Source organism: Xanthomonas sp. (genome assembly GCF_017163755.1).
Classification (GTDB): domain Bacteria; phylum Pseudomonadota; class Gammaproteobacteria; order Xanthomonadales; family Xanthomonadaceae; genus Xanthomonas_A.
The window spans coordinates 18,039-34,847 of record NZ_JAFIWC010000012.1 but is presented as its reverse complement, the minus strand read 5'-3'; the positions used below and the strand labels follow the sequence as shown (position 1 = coordinate 34,847).

General features: G+C 68.7%; 15 protein-coding genes. 7 read left to right on the top strand and 8 right to left on the bottom strand.

Translation table 11 applies throughout. The features are described 5' to 3' along the window. Positions 1-145: 145 nt before the first annotated feature. On the top strand, positions 146-775 hold the full coding sequence (gene lepB / locus JR065_RS09715) for a signal peptidase I (protein WP_206233895.1): 630 nt from the start codon (positions 146-148) through the stop codon (positions 773-775). A 186-nt stretch (positions 776-961) separates the two neighbouring features. Here the strand turns inward: lepB and JR065_RS09710 are convergent, their stop codons facing one another. Next, complete coding sequence (locus JR065_RS09710) at positions 962-2,014, bottom strand: MBL fold metallo-hydrolase (protein ID WP_206233893.1); 1,053 nt, start codon at positions 2,012-2,014, stop codon at positions 962-964. 119 nt (positions 2,015-2,133) lie between these two features. Here JR065_RS09710 and JR065_RS09705 point away from each other — a divergent pair, with 119 nt between their 5' ends. Next, on the top strand, positions 2,134-2,766 hold the full coding sequence (locus JR065_RS09705) for a TetR/AcrR family transcriptional regulator (RefSeq protein ID WP_206233892.1): 633 nt from the start codon (positions 2,134-2,136) through the stop codon (positions 2,764-2,766). 97 nt (positions 2,767-2,863) lie between these two features. Here JR065_RS09705 and JR065_RS09700 read toward each other — a convergent pair whose 3' ends face one another. The 3 genes from JR065_RS09700 to JR065_RS09690 form a co-directional block, all read right to left on the bottom strand. Beyond that, complete coding sequence (locus tag JR065_RS09700) at positions 2,864-3,214, bottom strand: VOC family protein (protein WP_206233891.1); 351 nt, start codon at positions 3,212-3,214, stop codon at positions 2,864-2,866. A 98-nt stretch (positions 3,215-3,312) separates the two neighbouring features. Beyond that, on the bottom strand, positions 3,313-4,038 hold the full coding sequence (locus tag JR065_RS09695; RefSeq protein ID WP_206233890.1) for a helix-turn-helix domain-containing protein: 726 nt from the start codon (positions 4,036-4,038) through the stop codon (positions 3,313-3,315). Between the two features lie 56 nt (positions 4,039-4,094). Further along, positions 4,095-5,063 (bottom strand): LysR family transcriptional regulator, encoded by a 969-nt coding sequence (locus JR065_RS09690; protein ID WP_206233888.1) that lies wholly within the window; start codon positions 5,061-5,063, stop codon positions 4,095-4,097. A gap of 107 nt (positions 5,064-5,170) precedes the next feature. On the opposite strand from JR065_RS09690, the gene aceB reads away from it, so the two are divergent. The 4 genes from aceB to JR065_RS09670 all read left to right on the top strand — a co-directional run bounded on the left by aceB (position 5,171) and on the right by JR065_RS09670 (position 12,218). After that, positions 5,171-6,814, top strand: coding sequence for a malate synthase A (gene aceB / locus JR065_RS09685; RefSeq protein ID WP_206233887.1), 1,644 nt, complete (start codon positions 5,171-5,173; stop codon positions 6,812-6,814). 186 nt (positions 6,815-7,000) lie between these two features. Then, complete coding sequence (gene aceA / locus JR065_RS09680; protein ID WP_206233886.1) at positions 7,001-8,296, top strand: isocitrate lyase; 1,296 nt, start codon at positions 7,001-7,003, stop codon at positions 8,294-8,296. 313 nt (positions 8,297-8,609) lie between these two features. Continuing rightward, entirely contained in the window at positions 8,610-9,656 is a 1,047-nt protein-coding gene (locus JR065_RS09675) for a GGDEF domain-containing protein (RefSeq protein ID WP_206233885.1), read from the top strand. Between the two features lie 27 nt (positions 9,657-9,683). Next, the gene (locus tag JR065_RS09670; RefSeq protein WP_206233884.1) at positions 9,684-12,218 is read left to right on the top strand and encodes a putative peptide modification system cyclase; all 2,535 of its coding nucleotides are present in this window, start codon (positions 9,684-9,686) and stop codon (positions 12,216-12,218) included. On the opposite strand, the gene JR065_RS09665 is transcribed toward JR065_RS09670, so the two are convergent. Then, positions 12,201-12,518 carry an NHLP-related RiPP peptide gene (locus tag JR065_RS09665; protein WP_206233882.1) on the bottom strand — a complete coding sequence of 106 codons (318 nt, stop codon included), beginning with the start codon at positions 12,516-12,518 and terminating at the stop codon, positions 12,201-12,203. The genes JR065_RS09670 and JR065_RS09665 overlap by 18 nt on opposite strands. Before the next feature lie 145 nt (positions 12,519-12,663). On the opposite strand from JR065_RS09665, the gene JR065_RS09660 reads away from it, so the two are divergent. Then, positions 12,664-13,851 (top strand): putative peptide maturation dehydrogenase, encoded by a 1,188-nt coding sequence (locus JR065_RS09660; protein ID WP_206233881.1) that lies wholly within the window; start codon positions 12,664-12,666, stop codon positions 13,849-13,851. An 81-nt stretch (positions 13,852-13,932) separates the two neighbouring features. Here the strand turns inward: JR065_RS09660 and JR065_RS09655 are convergent, their stop codons facing one another. The 3 genes from JR065_RS09655 to JR065_RS09645 all read right to left on the bottom strand — a co-directional run bounded on the left by JR065_RS09655 (position 13,933) and on the right by JR065_RS09645 (position 16,648). Next, a complete protein-coding gene (locus tag JR065_RS09655) occupies positions 13,933-14,877 on the bottom strand; it encodes a cyclase family protein (protein WP_206233880.1) in 945 nt (314 codons plus the stop codon). A 129-nt stretch (positions 14,878-15,006) separates the two neighbouring features. Continuing rightward, entirely contained in the window at positions 15,007-15,807 is an 801-nt protein-coding gene (locus JR065_RS09650; protein WP_206233879.1) for a DUF2884 family protein, read from the bottom strand. A 340-nt stretch (positions 15,808-16,147) separates the two neighbouring features. Then, complete coding sequence (locus JR065_RS09645; RefSeq protein ID WP_206233878.1) at positions 16,148-16,648, bottom strand: cupin; 501 nt, start codon at positions 16,646-16,648, stop codon at positions 16,148-16,150. Between the last annotated feature and the right edge of the window lie 161 nt (positions 16,649-16,809).

Below are 16,809 nucleotides of genomic sequence, written 5' to 3'. Positions count from 1 at the left end.
TCAAGGTGTCGCACAAGGCAACCAGGCGCAGGCCGCGGCGCAGACGCGGCCTATGTCTTGCGTCACTTGTACGCCATGCGGTGCCGAGCGCACTGTCGCTGGGGGTCGCCACTGCGATGCCCACATCCCAATCCACAGGTGCCCGATGACCTCAGCCTACGCGCAAGACTCCCGCACGCGGCGCGCCGCGTCCTGGATCCGCAGGGAACTGCTGCCGGTGGCGGCGATGCTGCTGTTGCTGACCGCCGCGCGCTCCTCGTTCGCCAACCACTACGTGGTGCCGAGCGGCTCGATGCAGCACACGCTGGAGCCGGGCGACCGGGTGGCGGTGGACATGAGCGCCTACGGCCTGCGCCTGCCGTTCACCGAGCTGCGCCTGCTCGAGCGCGGCCGGCCGCAGCGCGGCGACGTGGCGGTGTTCGACTCGCCGCACGACGGCACCCGGCTGATCAAGCGCGTGGTCGCGGTGGCCGGCGATCGCGTGGACCTGGCGGACGGGCATCTGTCGATCAATGGTGTGCCGCTGCAGGCCGGCGCCGCGGGCGACCAGGAGCGCTTCGGCGGCCGCCTCGTGCAGCTGGACCTGGATGCCGGCGGCGGCCCGGACATCCACGACCTGCGCGTGCCGGCAGGCAAGCTGCTGGTGCTCGGCGACCACCGCGGCGACAGCTTCGACGGGCGCTTCTTCGGCTTCGTCGACGCCGACCGCGTCTACGGCAAGGCGCTGGCGGTGTACTACCGGCGCGGCGAAGGGCTGGAGTGGTCGAGGCTGTAGCGCCGCGCCGCGCTCGGCAGCGGGCAGCGGGCAGCGGGCAGCGGGCAGCGGGCAGCGGGCAGCGGGCAGTACAGCGGACGATTCGTGCATCGGCAGGCTGGCGGCTCCTTCAAGCCAGCGTGCATGCCGATCCGGGCGCGCAGTGGGCGCGCCATCCAATAGCCCGTCCCGACGCCGCTCAGCGCTTCATCGCGTCGCCGGCGAGGCCACCGTGGTCCACCAGGGCGTGCCGCTGGCCGGTGCGGCCAGGTCCACGTGCTCGCCCATCCGCGGCGTGACCAGCGCCACGCCCGCCGCCTGCGCCAGCGTGGCGATGCGGTCGAACGGCTCGTGCCAGGCATGCATCGCCAGGTCGAAGGTGCCGTTGTGGATCGGCAGCATCCGCCGCCCGCGCAGGTCCAGGTGCGCCTGCAGGCTCTGCTCCGGCTGCATGTGCACGTGCGGCCAGCGCACGTCGTAGGCGCCGGTTTCCATCAGGGTGAGGTCGAACGGGCCGTGCGCCTGCCCGATCGCCTTGAACCCGTCGAAGTAGCCGCTGTCGCCGCTGAAGAACACCCGCAGGTCGTCGTCGGCGATCACCCACGACGCCCACAGCGAACGGCCGCTGTCCAACAGCCCGCGCCCGGAGAAGTGCTGCGACGGCGTGGCCACGAAGCGCAGTCCGTCCACCGTGGTCGATTGCCACCAGTCCAGTTGCCGCACCTTGGCCGGATCCACGCCCCAGCGGATCAGCAGGTCGCCCACGCCCAGCGGCGCCAGGAACACGCCGACCCGGTCGGCCAGGCGGCGGATGGTGGCGCGGTCCAGGTGGTCGTAGTGGTTGTGCGACAGGATCACCCCGGCGATCGGCGGCAGCGCGTCCAGCGCGATCGGCGGCGCGTGGAAGCGCTTGGGTCCGGCCCAGGAGAACGGCGAGGCGCGCTCGGCGAACACCGGATCGGTCAGCCACAGCCCGCCGCGCAGCTTCAGCAGCACGCTGGAGTGGCCCAGCCGGAACAGGCTGCGGTCGGGCGCGGCGAGCAGCTGCGCGCGGCTCAGCGGCGCCACCGGCACCGGTTCGGCCGGCACGCTGTCGGCCGGCTTGTGGAACAGGAACTCCCAGGCCAGGCGCACGGTGGCGAGGAACCCCAGGCTGGCGTGCGCATCGGGATTGGCGTTGCGGAAGCGGCCGTCCCGGTGCTGCGGCGAATCCGAATAACGGCGGGCACGGCAAGAAGCGGGAAGGACGGAGGCGCTCACGCGGGCATTCCTGGCAGGTGCGGCTGCGCTGTCGGCGCGGCGGCGGGGAGGGATGAATTTACACTACACAGTGTAGTTTCATTCGTCCAGAAGTAAACCGCCCGGTGTAAAATGTCGCCATGTCCCGTTCATCCGACTCGCCGGCCGTCCCGGCCCGCCTCACCGACCGCAAGCGCCTGGCGATCCTCGATGCGGCGATGGCCGAGTTCCGCGCCCACGGCTTCGATGGCACCAGCATGGACCGCGTCGCCGCCGCCGCCGGCGCGTCCAAGCGCACCGTCTACAACCATTTCCCGAGCAAGGACGCGCTGTTCGTGGAGATCGTGCGCCACCTGTGGCAACGCGGCATCAGCGAAGTGAGCCTGGCCTACAGCCCGGCGCGGCCGCTGCGCGAGCAACTGGTCGAACTGCTGCTGCAGAAGCTGCGCATGCTCGACGACGCGGCGTTCGTGGACCTGTCGCGGGTGGCGATCGCCGAGGCGATGCGTTCGCCGGAGCACGCGCGCGACATCATCGCCCGCCTGGGCAGCAAGGAAGAAGGCACTACGGTGTGGATCCGCGCGGCGCTGGCCGACGGCCGGCTGCGCCCGCTGCAGCCCGAATTCGCCTCGCAGCAGCTGCAGAGCCTGGTCAAGGGCTTCGCGTTCTGGCCGCAGATCGCATTGGGCCAGGCGCCGCTGTCGGCGCAGCAGAAGGCGCAGGTCGCCGAGTCGACTGCGGACCTGTTCCTGAGCCACTACGCGAGCGGGTGAGTCCGCAGCGGGCGTGGCCTGGCCGCCGCGCCAGCGCAACCTTCGCTGGCGCCTGCATCGCCACGCGTCGAACGCGCGGCTCCCCGCGCTGCCGCGTTCAGTGCTCCGACCACACCGCCAGCTCGTAGCCGTCGCGATCGGCGAAATGGAAGCGGCGGCCGCCGGGGAAGTCGAACGGCGGGCGCACGATGCGGCCGCCGGCGGCCTCGATGCGCGCCTGGGTCGCGGCCAGGTCGTTGGAATACAGCACCACCAGCGCGCCACCGGGCTGCGCGGTGCCGTGGAAGAAGCCGCCGGTCAGGCGGCCGTCGCGGAACTCGCAATAGTCCGGGCCGTAGTCCTGGAAGCTCCAGTCGAAGGCCTGGCCGTAGAACGCCTTGGCCGCGTCGATCGAGGCGACGGCGAATTCGAGGTAGTCGATGCGGTGGTGCTGGTCGGCGCGGTTCATGGCGGCTCGTCTGCGCAAGATGGGGGGCCAGTATCGGCTGCCCGCGCCGCGCCGGCTTGGCGAAAACGGCCAGCGCCGCGCGCAGCCGCATCGGCCGCTCAGCGCGCGTGCCGCAGCACCAGTTCGCGCGGGCGCAGGCCGGTGAGTTCGCGCGCGTCGTCCACCAGGTGCGCCGCGTCGCCGTAGCCGGCCTCCAGCGCCGCGTCGGTCAGCGTGGCGTGCTGCCGCGCGATGCGCAGGAAGCGCTGCAGGCGCAGGACCCGCTCCAGGGTCTTGGGGCCGTAGCCGAACGCGTCGTGGCAGCGCCGGCGCAGCGAACGTTCGCTGACGCCCAGCGCGGACGCCAGCGTCGCCACGCGTGGCGCGCCGGCATCGGCCAGTTGCGCGAACAGCCAGGCCATCTGCCGGTCGGCCGGCGCCGCCTCGCCGATGCACAGCGCCTGCAGGGTCCGCGCCGGATCGGCGCCGTCCTCGAGCCGGCGCTGCAGGGTGCGCCCGCGCGCGCCCCACAGCGCGTCCAGCGGCACGCGGCGCTCGGCGATCCGGTGCAGCGGCAGGCCCAGCAGCGCGCTGCCCGCGCCGGCGGCCAGGCGCACCCCGGTCAGCACGCTGCCGGGCGCCGGCGCGGCGAGGTGGGCGCGGCGGTCGGCACCGGCGACGAACAGCTGTTGTCCGTCCCAGATCAGGTCGACGCAGCCGTCGGGCAGCACCAGGGCCGGCGCCTGGCCATCGCCCTGGCGGAAGCGCCAGGTGCAGCGCAGGCGTTCGCGCCATGCCGGCGGCGCGGCGGCTTCGGCGTAGCGGCACGGGCGGGACTCGGTCATCGGCAGGACGGCGCGCAGCGGCGGGAACAGCCGCGACCTTACCCGATGCGCGCGCTTCAGCGCTCCGACGGGCCGCTGTCGTCGTAGCCGCGCGGCGAGAACAGGTCCGGCTGGATCAGTTCGATGAAGGCGCGCGCCTGCGGCGACAGGTACTTGCCCTTGCGCACCACCACGCCGTAGCTGCGCGCGGGGAAGTAGTCGCTCATCGAGCGGGTGACCAGCCGGCTGCGGTCGGCGTCGGTGACGCAGATCGAACTGACGATGGAGATGCCCATGCCCATCGCCACGTACTGCTTGATCACTTCCCAGCCGCCCACTTCCAGCGCCACCGTGTACGGCACCCGTGCCTGCTGGAATACCAGGTCCACCAGCCGGTAGGTGATCTGCCGCTTCGGCGGCAGGATCAGCGGATACGGCGACAGGTCCTCCAGGCTCGGCCGCGCCTTGGCCGCCAGCGGGTGTTCCAGCGGCAGGATCAGCAGCGGCTCGAAGCGGTACACCGGCGCGTAGTTGAGGTCGGCCGGCACGTCGAGCATCGAGCCCACCGCCAGGTCCACCGCGTCCTCGCGCAGCAGGTCGGTACCGTCGGCGCTGATCGCGTTGTGCAGGGTCAGGCGCACGTCCGGATGCCGCGCGCGGAAGTGTTCGACGATCTTCGGCAGCAGGTACAGGATGGTGGAGCTGTTGGCGGCGATGTTCAGCTCGCCTGCGTCCAGTCCGCGCACCTTGTCGCGGAACTCCGCCTCCAGCCGGTCCAGGCTTTCCACCAGCGGCTGCGCCATCTCGTACAGCAGCTGGCCCTCGCGGCTGGGCGCCAGGCGCCGCCCGCTGCGCTCGAACAGCACCACCCCCAGCTCGCGTTCCAGCGCCTGCAGCTGCAGCGTAACCGCCGGCTGGCTGACGAACAGCGCCTCGGCCGCACGTGAGACCGAGCCCAGCCGCACCGTCTGGCAGAACGCGCGCAGCGGTTTCAGCCGGTCGGATTTGTAGGAAAAACGCGGAGTTGCAGCAGTGCGCGTGGGCATGACGTGACGGGTATAAGGCGAACTTATTTAATGCATTGATAAAACTGTATTGTCAAATACTTGTGGCAGGAACACGGTGGAAGCCTGGAACCACCGAGGAGTCCCCCATGTCCGCCGCCGCTTTCGCCCCCGCTTCCGACCCGGCCGTCCGTCCGACCCCCGGCATCACCCTGACCGCCTCGCTGGCCGGGCAGGACGCCGTCCTGCCGCCGGCCGCGCTGGCGCTGCTGGTGTCGCTGCACCGCGCGATCGAGCCCGAGCGCCAGGCGCGGCTGGCCGCGCGACGCGAGCGCCAGGCCCATTTCGACGGCGGCGGCCTGCCCGACTTCCGCGCCGACACCCGCGCCATCCGCGACGGCGACTGGCGCGTGGCGCCGCTGCCGGCCGCGCTGCAGGACCGCCGCGTCGAGATCACCGGCCCGACCGATCCGAAGATGGTCATCAACGCGCTGAACTCCGGCGCCAAGGTGTACATGGCCGACTTCGAGGATTCGACCGCGCCGACCTGGCGCAACCTGATCGCCGGCCAGCGCGCGTTGGCCGAGGCGGTGGCCGGCACCCTGACCTTCACCGCGCCGGCCGCGCACGACGGCAGGCCGGGCAAGCGCTATGCGCTCAAGCCCTACGACGAGCAGGCGGTGCTGGTCGTGCGCCCGCGCGGCTGGCACCTGGACGAGAAGCACGTGCTGGTCGACGGCCAGCCGCTGGCCGGGGCGCTGTTCGACGCGGCGCTGTTCGCCTTCCACAACGGCCGCGCGCTGCTGGCCAAGGACCGCGGCCCGTACCTGTACCTGCCCAAGCTGCAGTCGATGGAGGAGGCGGCGCTGTGGGAGACCGCGCTGGCGCACATCGAAGCGATGCTGGGCCTGCCGCAGGGGCAGATCAAGGTCACCGTGCTGATCGAGACGTTGCCGGCGGTGTTCGAGATGGACGAGATCCTGCACGCGCTGCGCGAGCGCATCGTCGGCCTGAACTGCGGCCGCTGGGACTACATCTTTTCCTACCTGAAGACCTTCCGTAAGCACGCCGACAGGGTGCTGCCCGAGCGCGGCCAGGTGACGATGACCCAGCCGTTCCTGAAGGCGTATTCGGAATTGCTGATCCGCACCTGCCACCGCCGCGGCGCGCATGCGATGGGCGGCATGGCCGCGCAGATCCCGATCGGCCACGACGAGGCCGCCAACGAGCAGGCGATGGCGCGGGTGCGCGCGGACAAGCTGCGCGAAGTGACCGCCGGCCACGACGGCACCTGGGTCGCGCATCCGGCGCTGATCCCGATCGCCCGCGCGATCTTCGACGAACACATGACCGCGCCCAACCAGCACGCGGTGCGCCGCGAGGACGTGCAGGCCGATCGCGACACGCTGATCGCGCCGTCGCCCGGCACCATCACCCGCGCCGGCTTCGAGGGCAACATCGAAGTGTGCGTGCGCTACCTGGCGGCATGGCTGGACGGCAACGGCTGCGTGCCGATCCACCATCTGATGGAAGACGCGGCCACCGCCGAAATCAGCCGCGCGCAGCTGTGGCAGTGGCTGCACGTGGGCGGGCTGCACCTGGACGACGGCACCGCGATCGACTTCGCGTTGTTCGACGCGTGCATGCGCCAGTTGCCCGCGCGCCTGGGCGAGCGCGGCCTGCTGCCCGGCGGCCACCGCGTCGACGATGCGGCCGCGTTGCTCGACGCGCTGACCCGCAGCGACGAGCTCGCCGAATTCCTGACGTTGCCGGCCTACCGGATGATCGATTGATTGAAGGCCGGGAGTGGGGATTCGGGAATGGGGATCGTGCAAGCGGTGTTCCCGGATCCGACCTCTTACCGGCGCCAAGGCGGTGGCTTCGCCGTTGCGCTGTGAGTCCACCGGCCGCCGTCCACGTTTGATCCGCAAGAACGCTCCACCGTTCCATCCGCCGTATCCATCCGAGGAGAACGCAAGATGAGCACCACGCTGCAGACCGCCGAACAGATCCAGCACGACTGGGACACCCATCCGCGCTGGGCCGGGATCACTCGCAACTACATTGCCGACGACGTCGTGCGCCTGCGCGGCACCGTGCACGTGGAGCATTCGCTGGCCCGGCTCGGCGCCGAGAAGCTGTGGAAGTACCTGCACGAGAAGGACTTCGTCAACGCGCTCGGCGCGCTGACCGGCAACCAGGCGATGCAGCAGGTCAAGGCCGGGCTCAACGCGATCTACCTGTCCGGCTGGCAGGTCGCCGCCGATGCCAACCTGGCCGGGCAGATGTACCCGGACCAATCGCTGTACCCGGCCGACTCGGTGCCGGCGGTGGTCAAGCGCATCAACAACACGCTGCTGCGCGCCGACCAGCTGCACCACGCCGAGGGCAAGGACGAGATCGATTTCCTGCAGCCGATCGTCGCCGATGCCGAGGCCGGCTTCGGCGGCGTGCTCAACGCCTTCGAGCTGATGAAGGCGATGATCGAGGCCGGCGCGGCCGGCGTGCACTTCGAGGACCAGCTGGCTTCGGTGAAGAAGTGCGGGCACATGGGCGGCAAGGTGCTGGTGCCCACCCGCGAGGCGGTCGAGAAGCTCAACGCCGCGCGCCTGGCCGCCGACGTGCTGGGCGTGCCGACGCTGCTGGTCGCGCGCACCGATGCCGAGGCCGCCGACCTGGTGACCAGCGACATCGACGGCAACGACCGCCCGTTCGTCACCGGCGAGCGCACCGTCGAGGGCTTCTTCAAGACCCGCAAGGGCCTGGACCAGGCGGTCAGCCGCGGCCTGGCCTACGCGCCCTACGCCGACCTGGTGTGGTGCGAGACCGGCAAGCCCGACCTGGAGTTCGCGCGCCAGTTCGCCGAGGCGATCCACGCCAGGTTCCCGGGCAAGCTGCTGGCCTACAACTGCTCGCCGAGCTTCAACTGGAAGAAGAACCTGGACGACGCGACGATCGCCAAGTTCCAGAAGGAGATCGCGCGCTACGGCTACAAGTTCCAGTTCATCACCCTGGCCGGCTTCCACGCGCTGAACTACTCGATGTTCAACCTGGCCCACGGCTATGCCCGCCGCCAGATGAGCGCCTTCGTCGAGCTGCAGGAAGCCGAGTTCGCCGCCGCCGATCGCGGCTTCACCGCGGTCAAGCACCAGCGCGAGGTCGGCACCGGCTATTTCGACGCGGTGGCGCAGGCGATCCAGCAGGGCCAGTCGTCGACCACCGCGCTGCGCGGCTCGACGGAGGAGGAGCAGTTCCACGGCGAGAAGGCCGCCTGACCTGCAGCCAGGTGTCTATTGGCCGGACCCCTGGGAGGGGGCGGGGCCCGGGTTCGTCCCGGGCCCTTTTTCGTGCCGGCGAGCGTGGACGTCGGGTGGAGTTGCTTGCTGCTTACCGGATCCAGGCGGACCGACCCGGCAACGGTAGGCAAAGGTCCGATGCGGGTCGGCGCTTCGCGCTGCGGGCCGATTCGACAGGTTGTCTCATTTATGACCGAGATTGGTTGTGATGTCTCGGTGAACGGATTATTCAGGTGCTATGCTGCCGGCCTAACTCCGGCACTGTGATGCTCGAGTAGTAGTGGGGCACCGGATGACCTGCGACAGCGCCGCGCCGAATATGCGCGACACAACTTCGATCTTTCCCGCGGTAGCGCCCAAGACCAACGAGCTGGCGGTGCTGACCGCGGCCGAACTGCGCTTGTTCTCCGAGTTCGGCCGCCCGCGCGCGGTGCGCGCCGGCGAGGTGCTGTTCCGGCGCGGCGACGGCGGCAGTGCGATGTTCGTGATCACCAGCGGCGTGATCGACCTGGATTTCGGAGAGGACCTGGTGGTCAAGCATCTTGGGCACGGCGAATTCTTCGGCGAGCTTGGCCTGCTGATCGGCAGCCACATGCGCAGCGCCGACGCGATCGCCGCCAGCGACGGCGCGCTGGTCGAACTGGACCACGACGACTTCCAGCGCCTGGTCGAACGCGACCCCGGCCTGGTCGCCTACTTCCTGCGCCGCACGATCATGCGCGTGGTGATGAACGAACAGACCCTGATCCGCCAGCTGCGCCGCCGCAACCACGACCTGGAAGCGGCGCTGGACAATCTCTACGCCACCACCCACCAGCTCAGCCAGACCGAAGAACTGGTGCGCACCGACGAGCTGACCGGCCTGCACAACCGCCGCGGCCTGATCCTGCGCCTGCAGGAATGCCGCCGCGACGGCCGCTCGCCCGGTCCCGGCCTGTTGCTGATCGACTGCGACCGCTTCAAGCGCATCAACGACGAGCACGGCCACCTGGTCGGCGACCGCGTGCTGCAGAACGTGGCCAACATCCTGCGCTCGGTCGCCAGCGTCGACGACATCGCCTGCCGCCTGGGCGGGGACGAGTTCTGCCTGCTGGTCGCCGCCGGCAACGAGCAGGACCTGCGCCGCATCGGCGAATTCGTGATCGCCACCGTGCAGAACCTGCTCGGCGTCCCGCACCCGCTGCCGCACATCTGCCCGGTCAGCATCGGCGTGAGCCTGGTCGATCCGCATTCGGACTGGAACGACTGGTACGCCAACGCCGACGCCGCGCTGTACGAGGCCAAGCGCCTGGGCGGCAACCGGCTGTACTGGCACGACGTCGCCCCCGGCTCGCGCTGAGCCACACTTACGAGCATCGAGCTGCCCATGAACGACGCCCACCCGCCGCAGCCCGACGCCCCGCAACTGCGCACGCTGCTGCTGACCGACCTGTGCGACTCGATGGCGCTGGTGGAGCGGCTGGGCGATGCGAACGCGGCCGAGCTGTTCAAGCAGCACGACCACCTGGTGCTGGAACTGCAGCAGCGCTGGCGCGGGCGCCTGATCGACCGCTCCGACGGCCTGCTGCTGCTGTTCGAGCGGCCGATCGACGGCCTCGGCTTCGCGCTGGACTACAGCCGCGGCCTCAACGAACTGGCCGCGCCGCGCAAGCTGCAGCTGAAGGTGCGCGCCGGGCTGCACGTGGGCGAAGTGCTGACCTGGCGCAACAGCGACGAAGCGGTGCAGGTGGGCGCCAAGCCGCTGGAGGTCGAAGGCCTGGCCAAGCCGATGGCGGCGCGGTTGATGAGCCTGGCGCGGCCGGGCCAGATCCTGCTGTCGGCGGTGGCCGAATCGCTGACCCATCGCGCCGCGCGCGAGCTGGGCGAGCGCGGCGAACGGCTGCTGTGGAAATCGCACGGGCGCTGGCGCTTCAAGGGCGTGCCCACTGCGCAGGAGATCTACGAAGTCGGCGAGATCGACAACACGCCGCTGCGCGCGCCCAAGCCGACCCCGAAGGCCTGGCGCGACCTGCCGCTGTGGCGGCGCCCGGCGGCGCTGGCCGCCGAAGTGGCGCTGATCGCCGGAGTCGCCGTCGGCACCTGGGTCGCCACCCGCCCGCAACCGGCGATCGCCTTCGCCGAACGCGACTGGGTGGTGGTGGGGGACCTGCGCAACCTGACCGGCAACACGCTGCTCGACGATTCGCTGGAGCAGGCGTTCCGGATCAGCCTGGAGCAGTCGCGCTACGTGAATGTGCTGAGCGACATGAAGGTGCGAGATACGCTGGCGCGGATGCGGCAAGGCGCGAGCACCTCGCTGGACCGGACGGTGGCTTCGGAGATAGCGCAGCGGGATGGGGCAAAGGCTGTGCTGCTGCCCACGGTCGCGGAAATCGGGGGGCGGCTCAGGGTGAGTGTGGACGTGGTCGATCCTTCGAGCGGGTCGACAGTCATGGTTGTATCCAAGGACGGCAAAGGCCTGGACTCCGCGTTGGCGTCCATCGATGACGTGACGGCGCAGCTTCGAGACAAACTGGGCGAGGCGATGGGCTCGATCGCCAAAAGCTCGCAGCCGCTGCCTCAAGTGGCCACATCAAGTATCGATGCGCTGAGGGCGTATTCGCTTGGCGTGGAGGCGTATGCGAAGAAGGAAAACGACCTGGCGATCGAATACTTCGCCCGCGCCTTGGAACTGGACGAGAACTTTTCATTGGCTCATGCCGCCATCATGAGGGTCTATGTAAGCCGTGCAGATGCCGAGGCTGCCAAAAGGCATCTTTCCGCGGCGCTGGCCAATATCGAAAGGTTGCCCAAAAGGGACCAGCTCTACTTGCAGGCATGGAAGGCGCAGTACTTCTCGGCAAAACCCGAAGATTCCGCGCGGCGCTGGAAGCTGCTGGTGCAGCTCTACCCCGATTACTACGCCGGTGCGGCCAACTATGGCTGGCTGTCGATGGTGAAAGGCGACTATGCGGAAGCTTCGAAATATTCGAAACTCGCCACAGCCACCCAGAATCCGTTGAGAGGCTATGCCCTCGAGCAACTCGCCAGGGCCGAACTCGCTCAAGGTCGGATGAAGGAATCGCTCGAGTACTTCCGGCAAGCGGAGCGGGAGTTCGGATCTGCCGCCGGAATAGGCAGTGCACTCGCCCTAGCCGCATCCGGCGATCTCGCGGCCGCGCAAAGGGTGGTCGAGCAGAGGACTATAGGCCACGCCGGCCCGCTTCGGCCCTCGGATCTCGTCACCAGCGTTGCCGTTACCGCGCAGGGTGGCGACCTGCAGAAAGCCGCTTCGCTCGCGGACAGGGAAGCACTGCGCGTCACCGGCGAGTCCGAGTTGCTTCATCATGATTTCAGGCTGATGTCGCTGTCCATGAGAGTGGCGAATATGCCCAGCCCGCAGTTGAAGAGCGAGCTGTACAGCTATTCGAGCGAGCTCATTGCGGGTCTGCGTCTGAGACCGGGCAGTGACAAAGCGGACTATGTCTCTTTTGCCCTGGTCGCGGTTTACTTGATGCAAAGAGCGGGAGGAGAGCAGCTCCCCGCCGATTTCGCGGGACTGATCAGGTTGGCGGCGGACTCGGGCGATGCCACGGCGCACAGGATGGCGATAGTCGTCCAGGCCAATCAGCTGTTGAGCGAAGGTCATCCCGACCAAGCAGTCGCGCTACTCAAGCCGGAACTGGATGGACAGGAGCTATTTCAGGCCAGAGTGGTGATGCGCGACGCGCTGGCGAGGATGGGCGACGCATCGGCCGCGCTCGAGCAGGACAAGGCGATAGCCGGCGCGCGCGGCCTGGCATACGCGGAAGTGGCGGGTAGCTTCATATTCCAGCCTCTCAACGTCGCCGATGCCGAAAATTCCTCGCGGCGCATCAAGAGGCTGGAACATGGTCTTGGGCAATCAACCGCCGGACTTTAGGTGGCCCTCGATCTTGTTTGCTTCGAAACAGTGCGGATTCTGAAATGCCGCACCGGAGACCAGGTGCTTCAGCAGCAGCTCCTTGGAGGCCAGAAGCTCCTCCTTGGATGCCATGACCTCGACTTTCATGCATCTGGCTGATTCCTTGCCGCCAAGGTCAAGCCCTATCGAGGCCAGCGCCGACACCGGATCGGCTTCGAATGCAGTACGAAAGGCATCGTCCGAGCTCAGCAGGTCAAGCAGTTTCGCCGCAATTGCCGGGTCGATCGGAGGGGAGGAGGATCCATCACTGTCTGTCACGCGTGCATTCTCTTGGCGGAGTGAAGGGTGGGAGCAGCGTTAGCATGATGCTAGTTGTGATGCAGTGCAAGAATCTATCGGCAGTCGAGCCCATTTCTTTAGCGCTGCAAGAAGTAGCTCCCGGGGCTAGAAAACAAGGAAAAAAATGCGCGTGCGTCGCTGTGGAATCGTATTTTTTGAGCCCAGGGAATCGACCGATTTCGATCTGCTGTCGCTGTTCAAAGGGGGAGTCGGAATTAGCCGGAAGATCCGTTGGCTAGCGCTTGCGCCTCATCTGGATGCAGAAGTGGAAGTCACCGAGCCTGAGCGGGAGCTTCTGGGGCGCATGAGCGCTGAAGAATGGATCGAAAGCGGTACGCTGGAGGCATATCCGCCAGAGCTGATAGAAACCCTGTTGATAAACGGCCTGCTGGTCAGCGATGGCGACGGCCACGCCGCAATGCGCGAGCAGGACGAACGCAACCGCTCTGCACACTGGTGGCCTATCGCCGCGCTGGCCCACAAATTCAGCCGTTGGCACGGTTTGGACAGCGTCGCTGCAATGGAGGCTGGCGAGATGGCGACCGCAGCGGGGCTGCGGAGCAAGCTTGGAGTTCCTCCTGCGGAAGCCATATCCAGGTTGGCGCAGGGTCAGGAGTCGCTTCCGCTCCCCAGGCTTGAGCCGGACGCATACGAAAAGCTCTTATCGAGGCGGGTCACGTGCAGGAATTTCGATCTGGACCGTCCGCTGGGATTGGAGTTGTTCGCGCGGATGATGCAGCGAGTGGTGATGGCTCAGGAAATCGTGCGCGTTCACGACGATATGGCGTTTCTCAAGAAGAACGTTCCTTCCGGCGGCGGACTGCATCCCACCGAGATCTACCTGCTGGTGAACCGGGTGGAGGGCGTGTCTCCCGGTCTCTATCACTACCATCCGATAGATCACGCCTTGGAGCCTATGCCAGCGCCTGACGGATCACTTGCTGCGGCCGCCAGGGAGATGCTGGCCGGACAGCATTGGTTCGCGGACGCGCCTGTACAGTTGATACTCGCACCTCGTTATGCGCGAAGCTTCTGGAAGTACAGGCATCATTCGAAAGCCTATCGCGCTGTAGTCCTGGATGTGGGCCACATTTCCCAGGCCATTTACGCGAGCGCGACAGAGCTGGGGCTGGCGGCATTCGTCACGTCGGCGATCAATGAGGTCGACATCGAGAGGAACTTTGCTCTGGAACCATTGCTTGAAGGGCCACTGGCCGTTGCCGGGTTCGGCTGGAGGGCAGGAACAATGATGACGGCCGAGTTCGACCCCGCCGAAGCGGTCTGGGAAACAGGTGCGAGGTCGCTGCCCTGAGGGGCGAGGACGTGCGAGGGAAGTCCTTTTCCGCCGCGCGCATCTAGGCCGTTGACGCACGATCAGTCACGGACCAGGCAATCACTTGCCGCGCGGGCGCATCACGCCGTCGCTGTCCCGGGCCAGTTCCGACGGCTGCTCCGGCAGCGGCGCGCCAGGCACCTGGTCCACCGATACGCCATGCGGCCAGTCGGGCGGCGCGATGGCGACATAGCGGGCGAAGCCGCCTGTGCCGCCTTCGGGCTTGGCGTAGCCGATGGCGATCAATGCGCCTGCCGGCGGCACCTGGTCGAGGTTGGTCACGCCTTCGGCCTGGGCAAAGTTGTGGTGCAGCAGCCAGTGTTCGCCTTCCAGGGTGGCGGTGGCGTCGGTGTCCAGCGGCTCGTGGCCGTGGAACAGGATGCGGCGTTGCAGGTGCAGGAGCTTCAGCGCGTCCAGGGTGATGCCGGGAAAGGGCTTCTCCACGAAACGCTTGGGGTCGTTCCAGCGCTTGGACCAGTCGGTACGGATCATCACCACCGCCCCGGCCGGAATCCGCCCGTGCTGCTTTTCCCATGCGTCGATGTCGGCGACACCGGCGTGGTAGCCAGGATCCCGGGCGACCTTGTCGTGGACGTCGATCACCACCAGCGGACGCAGCGTGTAGGTGGCCGGCAGGTCGCTGATGGTGGCCCCCCTGGGATTCCAGTGCGCGGGCGGATCGAGCTGGGTGCCGTACTGGTCGGTGCTCAACTCGTAGGCGGTGGCGACGAAGCCATGCTTGTCGTAGCTGTATTCGTCGCCGCGCCTGGCGTAGCCGGAGATGTCGCTGCCGGCCACGGCGGGCTTGAACCGGGCCGCGGCGAAGCCGGGCCACACCGGCTGCACCGGAGCGAAGGCGTGGGTCAGGTCGATGTACTTGGCGCGGCGCAGGGTGTCGTCGTACAGGCGCCACAGGCCGAGATCGGCCGATGCCGCCTGGGCGTGCAGTTCGGATGCCCAGGCGCACAGCAAGAGCAGGAGCAGGGCGGCAACAGGGCGGCGCATCGAGGCCTCCGGCAGGGCGCGGGAATGACGCGTCCCATGCTAGCGCAAGCGCTGGTGGCCGTACCGCGGCGCGGCACGCACAGCCTCCTGATGGCGCGCGCGTCCCGAGCGCTTCCCGTACCGCCGGATTCAGCGGCTGTGCGAAGCGTGTGCGTCGGCGACGGTCGTGTCGGCACGCTTGCCCGGCTTGCCGGTGTGCTCGAGCAGGTCCAGGCGCTTGCCGTCGGGCAGGCGGTAGTCGAGCTGTTCTTCCAGTGCGTCCAGCGCGGCGATCCTGTCGCACAGGGCGTCGGCACGGGCTTCCAGCGCCTTGCCGCGCGCCTCCATGCGCCGGTCCATGTCCTTCTCCATCGCCTCGGTGCGCCGGTCGATGGCGTCGGTGCCGCCGGTGAACATCGCCCAGACCACACCGCGGGTCAGCGTGCCGGCCATCTCCTCGGCCGCCGCGCTCACCTCGGCTTCGAACCGTTCGTCGAACAGCTCCTGCTGCCACAGCCCCTTGCCCAGCGTGCGGTCCAGGTGGGCCAGCGCCGCATCGCGGTGGCGGTCCATCTTGCGCGCCTTGCTGCGGCTGCCGGTGATCGCCTCCACCACGCCGCTGAACGCGTCGAAGGTGATGCCCACGGCCTCGCGGGCGATGCCGGCCACCTCGGGCATCGCCGCCAGCGCGCCCTGTTCGATGCGGCGCAGGCGCTGGGCATCGGCCGCGGTGAGCCGTTGCGCGGCGCCGTCCACCTGCAAGGCGCCGTCATGGATCAGCACGCTGGACGGCTCGCCGTCGGCCTGCCGCAGCAGGACGCCGTCGCGGTCGACGCGTACGTCGTACGGGGTGGAGAAACCGCATTGCTGCGAGGACAGCTGCGGGCCGGCGACGGCGGTCGTGGCGCAGATGGCGAGGGAGAATGTGCAGGCGCGAAGCAGCGGACGCATGACGGCGGTTCCTGGATGGCCTGCATGCAGCATCGGCGCTGGGGACGGAGCCGTCGCCTGCGGTAAGTCAGGGTGCGGGAAGTCATGCCTGCGCCGCTGCAGTCCGTGCGCGCATGGACGCAACGCACCGAATTGGTGCCCGCGGACGGCTCGCCGGCGATTCGGCGCCGCACGCACCTGATTTCCCGGCATGCCGGGGCTGGTACCGCGATCGCCATGCGACGGATGCCGGCACGCCGCGAACCGGGCCGCGCGCTGCAACCCGTCCTGGCGGCGGCTGCCGCCGTCGGCAGGAGCCGGCCCGCGGCAACCCGCGGACAGGCGCTTGGCCGTGCGTGCGCTACTGCGCGCGCCAATGCTCCAGCAACGGCCCCTGCGCGCCGCCCAGCGGGTCGCTGTCCGGGAACGGCAGCTGCGCGATACGCCGCAGCATCGCTTCGCTTGGCGCCTGCTTGCAGATGTCCCAGTCCTGCCCGGCAGGGTAGGCGCCGACCACCAGGAAGTCGTCGCTGGCCTCCACGCAGCAATGCCCGGTGCCGGCCGGCAACAGCAGCGCATCGCCGGCCGTCACCGTGGTGCGCACGCCGTCCGGTCCGCCAAGGACCAGCGTCGCGGTGCCGCAGGCGATCCCGAGCGCCTCGTGGGCGCTGGAATGGTAGTGGTGATAGTCGTAGATGCCGTCGCGCCATTGCGGGGGCCAGCCGTTGGCGGCGAAGGCGCGCTCGAACGCGGCGGCCTTGTCGTCGCCGCCGAGCGCGACCGCGCGGTACGCCAGCACCGGAAGGCGCGGATGGTTGGGCACCCAATCGTGCGGCGGCAGCAGCCAGGTCTGTACGTGCATGCGACGTCTCCTCGCGTGGCGATGGATGCAGGCCGTCTTGGCGGCCGCGCTGGCGCACATGCTAGCCAGGCGATGTCAGCGCGGTGTCGTGGTACCCGGCGCGCGCAGGCAGGGGAGCCGGGCGCAGCCGGCAGCGCCGGGACCGGACGCCGCGTTTGGGG